A 13,180-nucleotide genomic window follows, 5' to 3' on the forward strand; every position below is an offset into this window, starting at 1 on the left:
TGACTCGCGCGACGTGTGTTCAGGCCGGAGCGATCGCATGAAGCGTAGGAAATGGATCGCCGTCACCCTGGTCGCCCTGCTCGCAGCGGCGGCCTTCGTCGCGGCCACGGCGCGGCCCGCCGATCCGGCCCTGTTCCCGCCGAAGCCCGGCGAGCGCACGGTGACCGTCTATCTGCTCTACAACTGGATGCACTCCAGGCTGGTGGTGCCGACCGCAGCGCTGGAGGCTTCGCCCGCCGCCGCGGCGGCGATCGCCGCCACGCCCCGGAAAGGGCCATGGACGGCCGTCAGTTACGGCGACGCTCGGTTCTATCGCGAGCGGGGTTGGACGCCGATGCGCGTCGTCGACTTCCTCCGCTCCATGCTGGCGCCGGGCAACCCGGCCGCCGTGCTCATCGAGCCGATGCCGCAGCCCAGCCCGGAGACGCTCGGCCGGCCGGTCACCCGGCTGGTCCTCACCGAGCGCGGGTTCGAGCGTCTGCGGGCCCGGTTGGACGCGACCTTCCAGTTGGAGGCCGGCGGGCCAATCATCATCGGCCGCGGACGCAACCCCGACGCCCTGTTCTTCCAGAGCGCGAAGGGCGCCGATCTGGCGCACCAGTGCAACCACTGGGTCGCCGGGCTGCTGAACGCCGCCGGGGTTCCGGTGAATCTCGCGCTCGCCACGCTCACGCGCGGCCTGTCCTGGGACCTGCGAACCCGGGCCGGCGCCACGCCTGTTCCCGGCGAGATCAGGCCGGTCGCCGCCCTGGAGACGCCGCCGGTCTATTCGGGCACGTTCAGGCCGCTCATGCGGCGGGTGGACGAGCGCACCGGAGCGGTCACCTTCGAGGCCTTCGTCATCCGTTTCGGGCGCGGCCAGCGCCTGGTGACCCGACCAGAGCGGCTCGTTCGCGCCGGCGAGCCCCGGCCCGGCGGAGAGACCTATGCCGCGCTGCTTCAGGTTCCAACGGACAGCCTCGTCGAAATCCGGCGCGTGGACCTCGAAGCGGCGGCGCCCGGCGGCGCTCCGGGCCTCTGCGGCGAGCGCCCGACGAGGCAATTGGTCCTGGGCTTCTGGACGCGGCCTCGCGCGCCCTACGAAATCTCGATGGCGGCCTTCGCGGCGACGCCGCCGTCGGAGGCCTCGCTATGCGGCGTCTTCCACTACTCGCAGCCTTAGATCGGGCGGCGGTCTGCTCAAGGTCGCGCGCGCGGTTCGCCGCCCTATCTTAGGGGCCAAGGAGAAGGAGACGCTCGCCCATGTGCCGCAACATCAAGACGTTGTTCAACTTCGACCCGCCCGCCACGGATGAGGAGATCCGTGACGCAGCGCTCCAGTTCGTCCGCAAGCTGTCCGGCTTCAACGCCCCTTCGAAGGCAAATCGCGAAGCCTTCGACACTACCGTCGATGAGGTCGCGGCCGCCGCCCGCCGCCTGTTCGAGAACCTCGAAACCACTGCCAAGCCAAAGGACCGCGAGGAAGAGGCCGCCAAGGCCAAGGCCCGCTCGGCTGAGCGCTTCGGCGCCAGGCAGCCGGCCTAACTGGGGTCACGGGCAACGAAAAAGGGGCCGGCGAACCGGCCCCTTCCGTGACTGTGGGGAGGAGAGAGAGGGGAGCGTTAGCCGCCGACGGAAACCGTGGCCGCCGCCAGGCCGAGGCTAAGAGCGATCAGCACCACCGGAAACACGCGGTCGAAAAGGCGTTCGACGCCAACGATACGCACGAGAGACATAACACACACCTTTCAGTTGAAACCCTCGGGAGAGCGAGGGCGTTTTGTTATTTGAACAACGCTAAGATAGCGCCTATCTGAACGCCGTCAAGATGATCTTTACGCCGTCCAGATTCAGATTTAGAGTAAACGCTATGAAAGAAGCTGCAGCCGCCGAGAGCCGGCCCTATCACCACGGCGACCTGCGCCGCGCGCTGATCGACGCCGCCCGCCGGTTGCTGGAATCCGAGGGCCCCAACGCCTTGTCGCTGCGCGCCGTCGCACGCGAAGCCGGGGTCAGCCCGGCCGCCCCCTATCACCACTTCAAGGACAAGAGCGAACTGCTCGACGCCGTGGCGCACGAGGGCTGGGACATGCTCAACGAGCTGATGACCGCCGCGCGCAACCGCGAGAGCTCGGTCGGCGACAAGCTGACCTCGCTGGGTGTCGCCTATGTCCGCTTCGCCCGCGACAACCCGGCGCTCTATCGCGTCATGTACGACGCCTCGCGCGACAAGGACGACCTGCCCGAGCACGTCCACATGGAAGACGACAGCGCCTATTGCCAGGTGCGCAACACCCTGACCGAGGCCGACGTCGGCCCGCTCAGCGAGCTTGACCTGGAGCTGGCCACCACCGCGGCCTGGTGCGCCGCCCACGGCCTGGCCGAGATGTTCGCCTTCAAGCAGTTCGATCCGCTGAAGGAGGCCCTCGGCGGCGACGAGGCCTTCCTGCGCGGCGTCTTCGAACACATGGGCATTTTCGGCAAGGCCGGCCAGAGCTAAGGCTGCCGGGGTGTTCGTCACCCGCTTCGCCCCCTCGCCTACGGGCCATCTGCATCGCGGCCACGCCTTCTCGGCCCTGACCGCCTACGAGGCCGCGCGCGCGGCCGGCGGCCGCTTCATCCTGCGCATCGAGGACATCGACGTCACCCGCAGCCGCCGGGAGTTCGAGACCTCGATCTACGAGGACCTCGCCTGGCTGGGGATCGAATGGGAAACCCCGGTCCGCCGGCAGTCCGAGCATGTCGACGACTACCAGGCGGCCATCGCCGCCCTCACCGCCGACCACCTCACCTATCGCTGCTTCCGCACCCGCAAGGAGATCGCCCAGGAGGCCGCCCGCGCCCCGCACGGCGCCGCCGAGGCCTTCCGCGGCGGCCCGCTGCCGCCTGAGGAAGAGGCTCGCCGCCTCGCCGCCGGCGAACCCTTCGCCTGGCGCCTGTCGCTCGACGGCGCCGAACGCGCCCTGGCCGGCCGGCCGCTCTCCTTCGTCGAGGAGGGCGCAGGCCCGAACGGCGAGCATGGGATCGTCACCGCCGATCCCGCCTCCAGCGGCGACATCGTCCTGGCCCGCAAGGACGTGGGCGTCGCCTATCACCTGGCGGTGGTCGTCGACGACGCGCTGCAGGGGATCACCCACGTGATCCGCGGCCAGGACCTTTATGAAGCCTCGCACGTGCAAAGACTGCTGCAGGCCTTGCTGGACCTGCCCACTCCTGTTTATCGCCACCATCGGCTGCTGACGGGTCCCGACGGCAAGCGCTTCGCCAAGCGCGACCGGGCCGAGACCCTGCGCGATCTGCGCGCCCGCGGGATCACCCCGCAGCAGCTCCGGCAGGAGATGGGTCTTGACTGAAGCGGCGATGGCCTCCCCCGACAACGGGCGATTGAAGGCGCTCGGCGTGTTGGTGGCCGGCGGGGCGATCATCGGCCTCGCCCCCATCCTGGTGCGCCTGTCCGACGCCGGCCCCGCGGCCATCGGCTTCTGGCGCGTGACCTTCGCCTTGCCGCTGCTGGCGCTGATGGCGCTGCGGTCGGACGGCGGCGTCGGCGCGCCCTCGAAGTTCGCCCTCATCGCGGGCCTGGCCTTCGCCGGCGACCTCTCCTTCTGGCACTACAGCATCCACTACACCTCGGTGGCCAACGCCACGGTGCTGACCAACCTGACGCCGGTGGTGGTGACCATCGTCGCCTGGCTGGCCTTCAGGCAGCGCCCCGCCAACCTCTTCCTGCTGGCCGTCGGCCTGGCGGTCGGCGGAGCCTGGATGATGGCCGCGGGGCGCGGAGCCGGCGCCCCCGGCGCCAACCCGCCGCTGGGCGACTCCCTCGCCCTCTCCACCGCCGGCTGGTACGCGATCTATCTCATGGGCGTGGCCGCGGCCCGGAAGTCCGCCGGCGCCGCGCGCGTGATGTTCTGGTCGAGCCTGGCCAGCGCGCCGGTCCTCCTCGCCGTGGCCCTCGCCCTCGGCGAGAACCTCACTCCCAGCAGCGCCGCCGGCTGGGCTGCCGTGGTCGGGCTCGGCGTCATGCACGTCGCCGGCCAGGGCTCCATCGCCTGGGCCCTGGGCCGCCTGCCCGCCGCCACCGCCTCGGTCGTCGTGCTGATCCAGCCGGTGGTCGCCGCCATCCTCGGCTGGATGCTGTTCGCCGAAGCCATGACGCCCCTGCAGATGGCCGGCGGCATGCTCGCCCTCTTCGGCGTGGTCCTGGCCCAGGCGGCGTCACGCCAGCGCAAGCCTGCCTAGTGTCATCCCGGTATTGCTTCGCAAACCGGGATGACACGTGAAGTGGAGGCCTCTCTACGCCAGCGCCGCCCGCAGCGCCGCCGCGGTCTCCTTGGCCGCCGCCGTCACCGCCGGCGACACGTCGCCCAGGATATAGAAATCGTGGACCATGTCGGCGTACTCGACGTGGCTCGCCTTCACGCCCGCCGCATTGAGCCGCGCCGCGTAGTCGCGGCCTTCGTCCTTCAGCGGATCATAGCCCGCGGTGACCACCAGGGCCGGCGGGGTCCGGCTGACGTCGACGCTGGAGCCCAGCATGGCCCGCGCCGCCTGCGGGTGGTCGCCCACCGCCAGGCACTTGTCGAACCAGGCGATCGCCGCCTTGCTCAGCACCGGCCCGTCCAGTTCCTGACGCGACTTCGTCTCCTCGTCGGGCCAGATGCCCGGATAGAGCAGTAGTTGGAAGGCCAGCTTGCGCTTGGGGTCGTCCCTCAGGTCGATGGAGACCGAGGCCGCCAGATTGCCGCCGGCCGAGCAGCCGCCCACCGCGATCCGGGCCGGGTCGAAGCCGATCTCCGCGGCGTGGTCGAAGGCCCACTTGGCCGCCGCCAGGGCGTCGTCGTGGCCGGCTGGAAACGGATGCTCCGGCGCCAGCCGGTAGTCCACCGCCAGCACCCGGATGCCGGCATAGCTCGCCAGCCGCCGGCAATGGCCGTCATGGGTTTCCAGGTCGCCGATCGTAAAGCCGCCGCCATGGTAATAGACGAGGCCCGGGGTCACCGCCGGCGCGCCGGCCGGCGTGTAGAGCCGCGCGCCGATCTTGCCCGCCGCGCCGTCGATCTGCAGGTCGCGGGCCTCCACGTCCTTTGGCGCCTGCTGGTTCTGGGCGGTGCGCTGCATCCGGTAGCCGGCCCGGACCATTTCCGTCGGCAGCGAGTCCAGCGCCGGGGCCGGCTGGCCGGCCGCCGCCGCAGCCTGTTCGTCGAGCATCGCCTTGATGTGCGGATCCATGGTCTTCCTGTCTTCCTTCCCCGTCCCCGGTCTGCGCCGGGGGACGTCCTTACGAAAACGGGCGGAGAATAGCCTCTCCGCCCGCCGTCCGTCTTCGTTGCGCCCGCGCGCCTACTCGGCCGCCTGCTTCGGCGCGTAGCCGAGCACCGCCTTGGTCTCCAGGAACTCGTTGAAGCCGTAGTCACCCCACTCGCGCCCGTTGCCGCTCATCTTGTAGCCGCCGAACGGCGCGGTCATGTCGCCGCCGCCGCCGTTGATCGACACCTGGCCGGCGCGCAGCTTGGACGCCACTTCCCTGGCCTTGGCCAGGTCCGCGCCGTTCACGTAGGCCGCCAGGCCGTACTCGGTGTCGTTGCCGATCGTGATCGCCTGGTCGAGGTTCTCGTAGCCGAGGATCGACAGCACCGGGCCGAAGATCTCCTCCTTGGCGATGGTCATGTCGTTGGTGACGTTCGCGAACACCGTCGGCTTCACGAAGTAGCCCTTGTCCAGGCCCTCCGGACGTCCCACGCCGCCGACCACCAGGGTCGCGCCCTCGTCGATGCCGGCCTGGATCAGCTTCTGGATCTTGTTGAACTGCACCTCGGACACCACCGGACCGAGCTGGCTGTTGCCGTTCGGGTCGCCGACGGTGATCTGGCTGGCCGCTTCCTTGGCCGCGGCGATCGCCTCGTCCATGCGCTTCTGCGGCACGAGCATCCGGGTCGGAGCGTTACAGGACTGGCCGGAATTGGTCATCATGCTGGCCACGCCGCGGGCCACGCTCTTGGTCATGGCCTCGTCGTCGAGCACGATGTTCGGGCTCTTGCCGCCCAGCTCCTGGGCCACGCGCTTGACGGTCGGAGCGGCGTTCTTGGCCACCTCGATGCCAGCGCGGGTCGAGCCGGTGAACGACACCATGTCCACTTCCGGATGGCTCGACAGCGGCACGCCGACGCCGACGCCATCGCCGTGCACCAGGTTGAACACGCCCGCGGGCACGCCGGCGGCCTGCATGATCTCGGCGAAGATCTGGCCTGAGAACGGCGCCACTTCCGACGGCTTCAGCACCATGGTGCAGCCGGTGGCGATGGCCGGGGCCACCTTGCAGACGATCTGGTTCAGCGGCCAGTTCCAGGGGGTGATGAAGCCGCAGACGCCGATCGGCTCCTTCACGATCATGGTCGGGCCACGATCTTCCTCGAACTTGAAGTTCTTCAGGATCTCGACGGCGGTGGCCAGGTGGCCCATGCCGATCGGCACCTGCGCCCGCTGCGCCAGGCTGGCCGGGGCGCCCATTTCCTCGGTCACGGCGGTGGCCAGGTCGCCGAAGCGCTTCTGGTATTCGGCGAGGATGCGGTTCAGCACCTCGATGCGCTCTTCGCGGCTGGTCTGCGACCAGGCCGGGAACGCCTTGCGCGCCGCCTTCACGGCCTTGTCGACGTCGGCCGCGCCGCCCAGGGCGATCTTGCCGACCACTGCCTCGGTCGCGGGGTTGATGACGTCCAGCGTCTTCAGCTCGACCGGATCAACCCACTGACCGTCGATATAGAACTTCAGGTACTCGCGCATGACGTCCTCCCGGAGGCGTTCGTTGGAATTTTCATCGCCGACGAGATCCCCGACGGCTTCGAACAGGCATTTTAGTGATCAGTGATCACTGTGGAAGAGGCTTCCGCGGCGGCGCCCTCGTCACGCCGACGGCAGAGCCTCCAATTGGTGAACATGGGGCTGGCCCGCAACGGGGCTGCGGCCCTTCAGGACATAACCGGCCCGGATCGAGCCGATGTAAAGGTCCTTCAGGTCCGGCCCGCCCCAGGTCACGTTGGTCGGATGATTCACCACCTCGCCGGAAGGGTCGTGGATCACCGTCACGACCTCCAGCTCGGGCGTGATCGCCACCACCTTGTTGGCCGCCGGCAGGCAGACCCAGAGATTGCCCTCGGCGTCCATACCGATCCCGTCGGTATAGCCGAGCTCGGCGGTGTCGAGCGTCGGCTCGCCAGGCGCCTGCAGCTTGCCGAGCACCGGGCCATAGCGGCCGCCGGCGCCCAGGGTCCCATCCTCGTGGATCGGAAAGCGCATTACGTCTGCGGCGCTGGTCTGGGCGCAGAACAGGTAGCGATCGTCCGCCGACAGGGCCAGGCCGTTGGGAAACCGCAGTCCCTCGGCCACCGCCTGGCTCGAACCGTCCGGCCGCAGCACGAAGATGAAGCCGTCCGGGCGCCCGTCCAGCGCCTGGGGCCAGGTGTCGGCGTGGGTGGAGTTGGCGCACCAGATGTTCCCTGCCCGGTCGATCACCGGATAGTTGGCGCTGGTCAGCCGCCGTCCGCCGACCTCGGCCAGCAAGGTCTCGTGCTCGCTGCTGGCCGGATCGAACCGCTGCAGCGGCCCGTCCTGCCGGTCATAGATGCCGAAGTTGGCGATGAGCACCCGGCCCTGCCGGTCCATGTTGATCCCGTTGGGCGCTCCGCCCCTGGGCCCCAGGCGTCTGAACGATCCATCCGCGAGGATCTCGGCGACCGCGCACTGATGGTCGGAGGCGAAGACCCGCCCGTCTCGTCCGACCACGACGTCCTCGGGACGATCGATTCCGACGGCGACCTGGGTCAGGTCGCCGGGCGCGATGGGCGACAGCGGCATGGCGTTTCCTCGCGGGACTTTATCCTTGCCCGAACCTTGGCCCGCCTCTCAGCCGCTCCGCAAGCCTGGCGTCAGCGGACGCCGGTGGTCGGGCCGATGCCCTTGCCGTCCTCGGGGAAGCTCGTCCACTTCTCCCGCCGCTCGCGATCGTCGCGCTTGGCCTGGAAGTCGGTGGCGCGCTTGAGAAGGATCTGAGCCTCCTTGCCCAGCTTGGCGAAGTCTGATTCCGGCGGCGCGGTGAGGAAGGTCGGCTGGAAAAGCTCTATCTCGTGCAGCAGTTGGCCGAATTCCTCGTCCTCCCGCGTGCCGTGCGCCGGCGGATGCTCCAGAAGGTCCGCCACCCTCTGAAGGGCCGCCTCGAAGGACTCCTGGTCTTTGATCATCTAGGTGCTCCTGCCGTCGGGCGAAGCCTCAGGGCGACGCCCCGCTAAAGCAAAGCCCGAGCGGGCCGGAAGTTCCGCGCCGCCACTTGCGCGCGCCGCGCGGCCGCTCTAAAGCCGGACACCTAACGCCGGAGCTTTCCATGACCGCGATCATGACCATCCTCGCCTTCGTCGTCGTCATCGGCGCGCTGAACCTCTACGAGTTCGGCCGGCTCGACTAAGGCGCGCCTTGGCTGACACCATACGCGGCGCGGCTCTCGTCACCGGCGGGGCCCGCCGGATAGGCCGAGCCCTGACCCTGGCCGCCGCCGAGGCGGGCTACGACGTGGCCATCCACGTCCGCACCATAGACGACGACGCCGAGAGCGCGGCCGCAGCCGTCCGCGCCAAGGGCCGCAAGGCCTCGCTCCACGCGTGCGATCTCCGCGACGAAGGCGCCACCGCCCCGCTCGTCGCCGACGCCGAGTCCGAACTCGGCCCCATCACCCTGCTGGTCAATTGCGCCTCGGTCTTCGAGGACGACGCCATCGCCAGCATGAACCGCGCCTCCTGGGACGCGCACATGGAGACCAATCTCCGTGCGCCGCTGATCCTCTCCCAGGCCTTCGCCCGCCGCCTGCCCGAGGGACGCGAGGGCCTGATCGTCAACATCCTCGACCAGCGGGTCTTCAGGCCCGGCCCCGAGTTCTTCAGCTATTCGCTCTCCAAGAGCGCGCTCTGGGCCGCCACCCAGATGCTGGCCAAGGGCCTGGCGCCCCGCATCCGGGTCAACGGCGTCGGCCCCGGCCCGACCCTGCCCTCGATCCACCAGGAGGGCGCCGATTTCGCCGACGAGGTGGCCACCACCCTGCTGAAGCGATCGGTCGATCCGCGTGAGATCGCCGCGGCGCTCACCTATCTGATTGACGCAAGGTCGGTGACCGGCCAGATGATCGCCGTCGACGCTGGCCAGCACCTGGCCTGAACGGAGCGCCCGTGGTTCTTCCCTCGCTGCAGGACACGCCTGAGGTTTCATCGGCCGAGGCCCCTTCGCCCGAGACTCAGGGCCGCGTGGTCATGACCAAGGTCTTCGTCACCGGCCTGAAGGTCGAGGCCGAGATCGGCGTCTACGCGCACGAAAAGGGCAAGCTCCAGCCGCTGGTCGTTGATGTCGAGCTGGACGTGCCGATCGCCGGGGCCACGCGCCTGGCCGACACCGTGAACTACGAGATGATCGGCGAGGCGGCCCGCGCCATCGTCACCGAAGGCCACATCCAACTGGTCGAGGACTTCGCCGAGCGTCTGGCTCGCGCCTGCCTGTCGGACCCGCGCGTCACCCGGGCCCGCGTCCGGGTGGAAAAGCCCCAGGCGCTTGCGCCCCATGCCGCCGCAGCCGGGGTCGAGATCACCGTCGTCCGCGGCTGATCCATGTCCGAGACCTACGCCGCCCGCCTGTCGCCGCTTCAGGGCGAGACCACCTGGACCATCGACAAGAGCCAGATCATCGAGCGCCGCGGCGCGCGCGAGCGCCGCTTCCAGCTCACCGAGCTGCGCGGCGTCATCCGCGCCCGGCGCGGGGCGGTGCTCAAGTTCAGCCGCCGCCGCCTGACCATCCCGGCCATGAGCTATGGCGAGGACCTGCGCACCCACGACCGCAGCCAGGCCTTCGACGCCTTCCTGGCCGCCGTCGACGCCGCCGCGCCCGGCCGCACCCTCGTCCCGCGCTCGCCCCAGGCCGAGGCCCTGCTCTGGATCATGGCGCTGATGGGCGTCGGCGCGCTGGCGGTGCTGCTGGCCTCGGGCCTGGCCGGCGCTTGGCTGCTGGGGATCGCCCTGGCCTCCCGCCTGGCCTTCGTGGTGATCCTCGGCGCGGCGATCCTGCCCTGGCTGCCGGTGGGCCAAAAGCGGCGAGAAACGGCCCTCTCGCCAGATGAACACGATTTAAGCTAACATTTCGGCCGATCAGGGCCACATTTCGTTCAGACGTTTCACTTGGGAGACCGAATTGAGCGAAACCGACACCGCTGTCGTGACCACGGAAGACCGCACCCTGCCGGCCATCACCTATGGCCTCTACCTGCTGGGCCTGGTCAACGGCCTGACCATCCTCATCGGGCTGGTCATCGCGCACATGAACCGTGACAACGCCGGTCCACAGATGCGCAGCCACTACACCTTTCTGATCCGCACCTTCTGGGTCGGGCTGGGCATCTTCCTGGCGCTGGGCGTGCTGATCGCCATCAGCGCGATCATGTCGCTCGTGCTGATCGGCATTCCGTTCCTGATGCTGTTCCTGGCCCTGTGGGGCGCGGTGGGCGTCTGGTTCGCCGTCCGCTGCATCGTCGGCCTGGTCTACCTGTCACAAGGCGAGGCCTATCCCCGGCCCTATAGCTGGCTGATCTGACCCTCTGTGGCCGCTGCGCCCCACCCGTGGGCGCGGCGCGCTTTTTTCTAAAATTTGGTATGCTGAACGTCTAGACCGGCGGCGCGCCTTTTGGCAGCATGCCTGCCTCGTCGACGCTTCTGGGGGGCGACGACGCGGGGGAGTCCGTGCCCGGTTGGCGCCACTCGGGGGAGTATGACGGCGACACCGGGGCCTGTGGGCCACGGATTCCCCCAACCCTCGTCCTGACACAGCGAAATCGGATCCTCCCCGTAAGCCCGTCGAACGACGGAGCCTCTCCCCCAAACCGGGAGCATCCGCGCATGAAAAACGCCGCCTGCCCGAAGCCAGGCGGCGTTTGACGTTCAGTGATCCGACGCCGATTAGGCCGGCTGCAGCTCGCGACGCACCATGCGGGCGTAGTCGTCAGCCAGGTCGAGCGACAGCTTGCCCGGGATGAACCGATATTCGCCGATCTCGCCCACCGGGGTCACTTCCGCGGCCGTGCCGACCACGAAGCATTCAGTGAACTCGCTGAGTTCTTCCGGGCGGATGTGGCGCTCGATCACCTCGATGCCCTTGGACTTGGCCAGCGCAATCACCGACTGGCGGGTGATCCCGTTCAGGAAGCAGTCCGGGGTCGGGGTGTGCAGCGCCCCGTCCTTCACGAAGAATACGTTCGAGCCGGTGCTCTCGGCGATGTAGCCCCGATAGTCGAGCATCATCGCGTCGGTGTAGCCGGCCTTCTCTGCGGCGTGCTTGGAGATGGTGCAGATCATGTAGAGGCCGGTGGCCTTGGCGTGGACCGGTTCGGTCTCCGGCGACGGGCGCTTGTACTTGGCCCAGGTCAGGCGGATGCCCTTGGCGCGTTCTTCCGGGCTGAAATAGCTCGGCCAGTCCCACACCGCGACGGCGACGTGGATCTTGGTGTTCTGGGCCGACACGCCGATCATCTCCGAACCGCGCCAGGCGATCGGGCGGACATAGGCGTCGGTCAGGCCGTTCTTCGCGCAGGTGTCCTTGCAGGCCCGGTCGATCTCCTCCACCGTGAAGGGGATTTCGAAGTCGAGGATTTCGGCCGACTTGAACAGACGCTCGGTATGTTCCCGCAGCTTGTAGATCTCACCCCCATACATCCGCTCGCCTTCGAACACCGCCGAGGCGTAATGGAGGCCATGGGTCAATACGTGCACCTTCGCCTCGCGCCAGGGCACGAACTGGCCATCCAGCCAGATCCATCCGTCGCGATCGTCAAAGGGCACTAGGGACATGAGGGTAAGTCCTCCTTTCAAGCAGGCCCCCTTACAGACCTCTCAGGACGTCACGTCAAACAAAATGGACTTGGTGGTGTAATGGCCGCAGCCGATCCCAGGCTGATCCTTCGCGATGACGAATTGGACGCCGGTCTCGAAATGATGCTCCTGGCCGAGGCCGCCCTGTGGGCCGCGGTCGACGCCGGCCTCGAGGCCGAGGACGGCCTTGGCCGCTCTCACTGGCGCGCCGCCTTCCTGCTCCGCCGTCGGCCGGGCGTCGGCGTCCAGGATCTCGCGCGCCTCACCAGCCTGTCGAAACAGGCCGCCAGCCGCTCCCTCGCCGACCTGGAAGCCAAGGGCCTGGTCGCGAAGTCGGCGGGGGATCTCGACGGTCGCCGCCGCACCGCGGTCCTGACGCCGCTGGGCCAGGCCTTCGAGGAACGCGTCTCGGAACGCTTGCGCGCCCTCATCGCCAGGTCCTATCGGGTGGGCGGTCTGGACGGCGTGGCCGGCGCCAGGCGCATCCTGTCGGCCCTGGCCGGCGGCCGTATGAAGAGCGGAGGCGCCTGATGGCGACGACGGAAGCCCCTGAGCGGCACCTGCTGGTGGTCGACGATGACGACCGCATCCGCGACCTGCTGAGGCAGTACCTGACCCGCCACGGATTCCGCGTCACCGCCGCGCCGGGCGGCGCCCAAGCGCGCAAGCTGATCGAAACCATCGACTTCGACCTCGCCGTCTTCGACGTGATGATGCCGGGCGAGGACGGGTTCTCGCTGACCAGGTGGCTGCGCGAGCTGAAGGGCGCGGCCGGCCGCACCCCGATCCTGATGCTCACCGCCCGAGGCCTGGCCGAGGACCGGATCGAGGGCCTCAAGCTCGGCGCCGACGACTACCTGGCCAAGCCCTTCGAGCCCGAGGAGCTGCTGCTACGGATCGAGGCCATCCTGCGCCGCGCCGACAGCCGCCCGGCCAGCGGCGCGAACGGCGCCCTCTCTCTCGGCGAATGCAGCTTCGACCTCGAGCGCGGCGAGCTCAGCCGTGGCGGCGTCCCCGTCCGCCTCACCGAGGCCGAGGTCGCCCTGCTCAAGCGTCTGGCCCGCAGCCCGCACGAGCCGGTCGACCGCATGGAGCTCGCCCGCGAAACCGTCGATCCTTCCGGCCGCGCCGTCGACGTCCAGGTCACCCGCCTGCGCCGCAAGATCGAAAGCGACCCCAAGACCCCCCGCTACCTGCAAACCGTCCGCGGCGTCGGCTACCTCCTGGCGCCCGACTGATGGAACGGCGTGCTCTTGGCCCCTCCCCCTCTTTCCTCCCCCATTCATGGGGGAGGAAAAGGGGCTCGCCGT

At 69.0% G+C, this 13,180-nt stretch carries 17 protein-coding genes; 12 read left to right on the plus strand and 5 right to left on the minus strand.

Going from position 1 to position 13,180, the window contains the following annotated elements:
* Nucleotides 1-37: 37 nt before the first annotated feature.
* From ABID41_RS03945 to ABID41_RS03965, 5 genes are all read left to right on the plus strand, one after another.
* Nucleotides 38-1,162, plus strand: coding sequence for a DUF2459 domain-containing protein (locus tag ABID41_RS03945; RefSeq protein WP_331931683.1), 1,125 nt, complete (start codon nucleotides 38-40; stop codon nucleotides 1,160-1,162).
* 80 nt (nucleotides 1,163-1,242) lie between these two features.
* A complete protein-coding gene (locus tag ABID41_RS03950) occupies nucleotides 1,243-1,524 on the plus strand; it encodes a DUF2277 domain-containing protein (RefSeq protein ID WP_331931684.1) in 282 nt (93 codons plus the stop codon).
* 325 nt (nucleotides 1,525-1,849) lie between these two features.
* Nucleotides 1,850-2,479, plus strand: coding sequence for a TetR/AcrR family transcriptional regulator (locus tag ABID41_RS03955; protein WP_331931685.1), 630 nt, complete (start codon nucleotides 1,850-1,852; stop codon nucleotides 2,477-2,479).
* Nucleotides 2,480-2,489: 10 nt separating this feature from the next.
* Nucleotides 2,490-3,332, plus strand: a complete 843-nt coding sequence (gene gluQRS, locus ABID41_RS03960) for a tRNA glutamyl-Q(34) synthetase GluQRS (RefSeq protein WP_354297203.1) — start codon at nucleotides 2,490-2,492, stop codon at nucleotides 3,330-3,332.
* The gene (locus ABID41_RS03965; RefSeq protein WP_354297204.1) at nucleotides 3,325-4,221 is read left to right on the plus strand and encodes a DMT family transporter; all 897 of its coding nucleotides are present in this window, start codon (nucleotides 3,325-3,327) and stop codon (nucleotides 4,219-4,221) included. The genes gluQRS and ABID41_RS03965 overlap by 8 nt, the downstream gene beginning before the upstream one ends.
* Before the next feature lie 54 nt (nucleotides 4,222-4,275).
* Here ABID41_RS03965 and ABID41_RS03970 read toward each other — a convergent pair whose 3' ends face one another.
* The 4 genes from ABID41_RS03970 to ABID41_RS03985 all read right to left on the minus strand — a co-directional run bounded on the left by ABID41_RS03970 (nucleotide 4,276) and on the right by ABID41_RS03985 (nucleotide 8,216).
* Complete coding sequence (locus ABID41_RS03970; RefSeq protein ID WP_331931843.1) at nucleotides 4,276-5,211, minus strand: alpha/beta hydrolase; 936 nt, start codon at nucleotides 5,209-5,211, stop codon at nucleotides 4,276-4,278.
* A gap of 111 nt (nucleotides 5,212-5,322) precedes the next feature.
* A complete protein-coding gene (locus ABID41_RS03975) occupies nucleotides 5,323-6,762 on the minus strand; it encodes an aldehyde dehydrogenase family protein (RefSeq protein WP_331931842.1) in 1,440 nt (479 codons plus the stop codon).
* Between the two features lie 120 nt (nucleotides 6,763-6,882).
* The gene (locus ABID41_RS03980; protein WP_331931841.1) at nucleotides 6,883-7,833 is read right to left on the minus strand and encodes an SMP-30/gluconolactonase/LRE family protein; all 951 of its coding nucleotides are present in this window, start codon (nucleotides 7,831-7,833) and stop codon (nucleotides 6,883-6,885) included.
* Between the two features lie 71 nt (nucleotides 7,834-7,904).
* Nucleotides 7,905-8,216: a hypothetical protein gene (locus tag ABID41_RS03985; RefSeq protein WP_331931840.1), complete on the minus strand. Its 312-nt coding sequence runs from the start codon at nucleotides 8,214-8,216 to the stop codon at nucleotides 7,905-7,907.
* A gap of 86 nt (nucleotides 8,217-8,302) precedes the next feature.
* On the opposite strand from ABID41_RS03985, the gene ABID41_RS03990 reads away from it, so the two are divergent.
* The 5 genes from ABID41_RS03990 to ABID41_RS04010 all read left to right on the plus strand — a co-directional run bounded on the left by ABID41_RS03990 (nucleotide 8,303) and on the right by ABID41_RS04010 (nucleotide 10,599).
* Nucleotides 8,303-8,437 (plus strand): hypothetical protein, encoded by a 135-nt coding sequence (locus tag ABID41_RS03990; RefSeq protein WP_331931839.1) that lies wholly within the window; start codon nucleotides 8,303-8,305, stop codon nucleotides 8,435-8,437.
* An 8-nt stretch (nucleotides 8,438-8,445) separates the two neighbouring features.
* Nucleotides 8,446-9,180, plus strand: coding sequence for an SDR family oxidoreductase (locus ABID41_RS03995; RefSeq protein ID WP_331931838.1), 735 nt, complete (start codon nucleotides 8,446-8,448; stop codon nucleotides 9,178-9,180).
* 92 nt (nucleotides 9,181-9,272) lie between these two features.
* Complete coding sequence (gene folB, locus ABID41_RS04000) at nucleotides 9,273-9,620, plus strand: dihydroneopterin aldolase (RefSeq protein ID WP_331931845.1); 348 nt, start codon at nucleotides 9,273-9,275, stop codon at nucleotides 9,618-9,620.
* Nucleotides 9,621-9,623: 3 nt separating this feature from the next.
* Nucleotides 9,624-10,145 (plus strand): hypothetical protein, encoded by a 522-nt coding sequence (locus ABID41_RS04005; RefSeq protein ID WP_354297205.1) that lies wholly within the window; start codon nucleotides 9,624-9,626, stop codon nucleotides 10,143-10,145.
* 55 nt (nucleotides 10,146-10,200) lie between these two features.
* Nucleotides 10,201-10,599, plus strand: coding sequence for a DUF4870 family protein (locus ABID41_RS04010; protein ID WP_331927720.1), 399 nt, complete (start codon nucleotides 10,201-10,203; stop codon nucleotides 10,597-10,599).
* 362 nt (nucleotides 10,600-10,961) lie between these two features.
* Here the strand turns inward: ABID41_RS04010 and ABID41_RS04015 are convergent, their stop codons facing one another.
* On the minus strand, nucleotides 10,962-11,849 hold the full coding sequence (locus tag ABID41_RS04015) for a branched-chain amino acid aminotransferase (protein WP_331927722.1): 888 nt from the start codon (nucleotides 11,847-11,849) through the stop codon (nucleotides 10,962-10,964).
* Nucleotides 11,850-11,930: 81 nt separating this feature from the next.
* On the opposite strand from ABID41_RS04015, the gene ABID41_RS04020 reads away from it, so the two are divergent.
* Both ABID41_RS04020 and ABID41_RS04025 read left to right on the plus strand, forming a co-directional pair.
* Nucleotides 11,931-12,401 carry a MarR family winged helix-turn-helix transcriptional regulator gene (locus ABID41_RS04020; RefSeq protein ID WP_331927724.1) on the plus strand — a complete coding sequence of 157 codons (471 nt, stop codon included), beginning with the start codon at nucleotides 11,931-11,933 and terminating at the stop codon, nucleotides 12,399-12,401.
* Entirely contained in the window at nucleotides 12,401-13,108 is a 708-nt protein-coding gene (locus tag ABID41_RS04025; protein ID WP_331927726.1) for a response regulator, read from the plus strand. The genes ABID41_RS04020 and ABID41_RS04025 overlap by 1 nt, the downstream gene beginning before the upstream one ends.
* Nucleotides 13,109-13,180: the final 72 nt, after the last annotated feature.

This window comes from Phenylobacterium koreense, from assembly GCF_040545335.1.
GTDB lineage: Bacteria > Pseudomonadota > Alphaproteobacteria > Caulobacterales > Caulobacteraceae > Phenylobacterium > Phenylobacterium koreense.

What these genes read in the sequence shown, in the direction of transcription:
- ABID41_RS03945 (WP_331931683.1), top strand. Translation starts at nt 38, where the DNA reads ATGAAGCGTAGGAAATGGATCGCCGTCACCCTGGTCGCCCTGCTCGCA.
- ABID41_RS03950 (WP_331931684.1), top strand. Translation starts at nt 1,243, where the DNA reads ATGTGCCGCAACATCAAGACGTTGTTCAACTTCGACCCGCCCGCCACG.
- ABID41_RS03955 (WP_331931685.1), top strand. Translation starts at nt 1,850, where the DNA reads ATGAAAGAAGCTGCAGCCGCCGAGAGCCGGCCCTATCACCACGGCGAC.
- ABID41_RS03970 (WP_331931843.1), bottom strand. Translation starts at nt 5,211, where the DNA reads ATGGATCCGCACATCAAGGCGATGCTCGACGAACAGGCTGCGGCGGCG.
- ABID41_RS03975 (WP_331931842.1), bottom strand. Translation starts at nt 6,762, where the DNA reads ATGCGCGAGTACCTGAAGTTCTATATCGACGGTCAGTGGGTTGATCCG.
- ABID41_RS03980 (WP_331931841.1), bottom strand. Translation starts at nt 7,833, where the DNA reads ATGCCGCTGTCGCCCATCGCGCCCGGCGACCTGACCCAGGTCGCCGTC.
- ABID41_RS03985 (WP_331931840.1), bottom strand. Translation starts at nt 8,216, where the DNA reads ATGATCAAAGACCAGGAGTCCTTCGAGGCGGCCCTTCAGAGGGTGGCG.
- folB (WP_331931845.1), top strand. Translation starts at nt 9,273, where the DNA reads ATGACCAAGGTCTTCGTCACCGGCCTGAAGGTCGAGGCCGAGATCGGC.
- ABID41_RS04005 (WP_354297205.1), top strand. Translation starts at nt 9,624, where the DNA reads ATGTCCGAGACCTACGCCGCCCGCCTGTCGCCGCTTCAGGGCGAGACC.
- ABID41_RS04015 (WP_331927722.1), bottom strand. Translation starts at nt 11,849, where the DNA reads ATGTCCCTAGTGCCCTTTGACGATCGCGACGGATGGATCTGGCTGGAT.
- ABID41_RS04020 (WP_331927724.1), top strand. Translation starts at nt 11,931, where the DNA reads ATGGCCGCAGCCGATCCCAGGCTGATCCTTCGCGATGACGAATTGGAC.
- ABID41_RS04025 (WP_331927726.1), top strand. Translation starts at nt 12,401, where the DNA reads ATGGCGACGACGGAAGCCCCTGAGCGGCACCTGCTGGTGGTCGACGAT.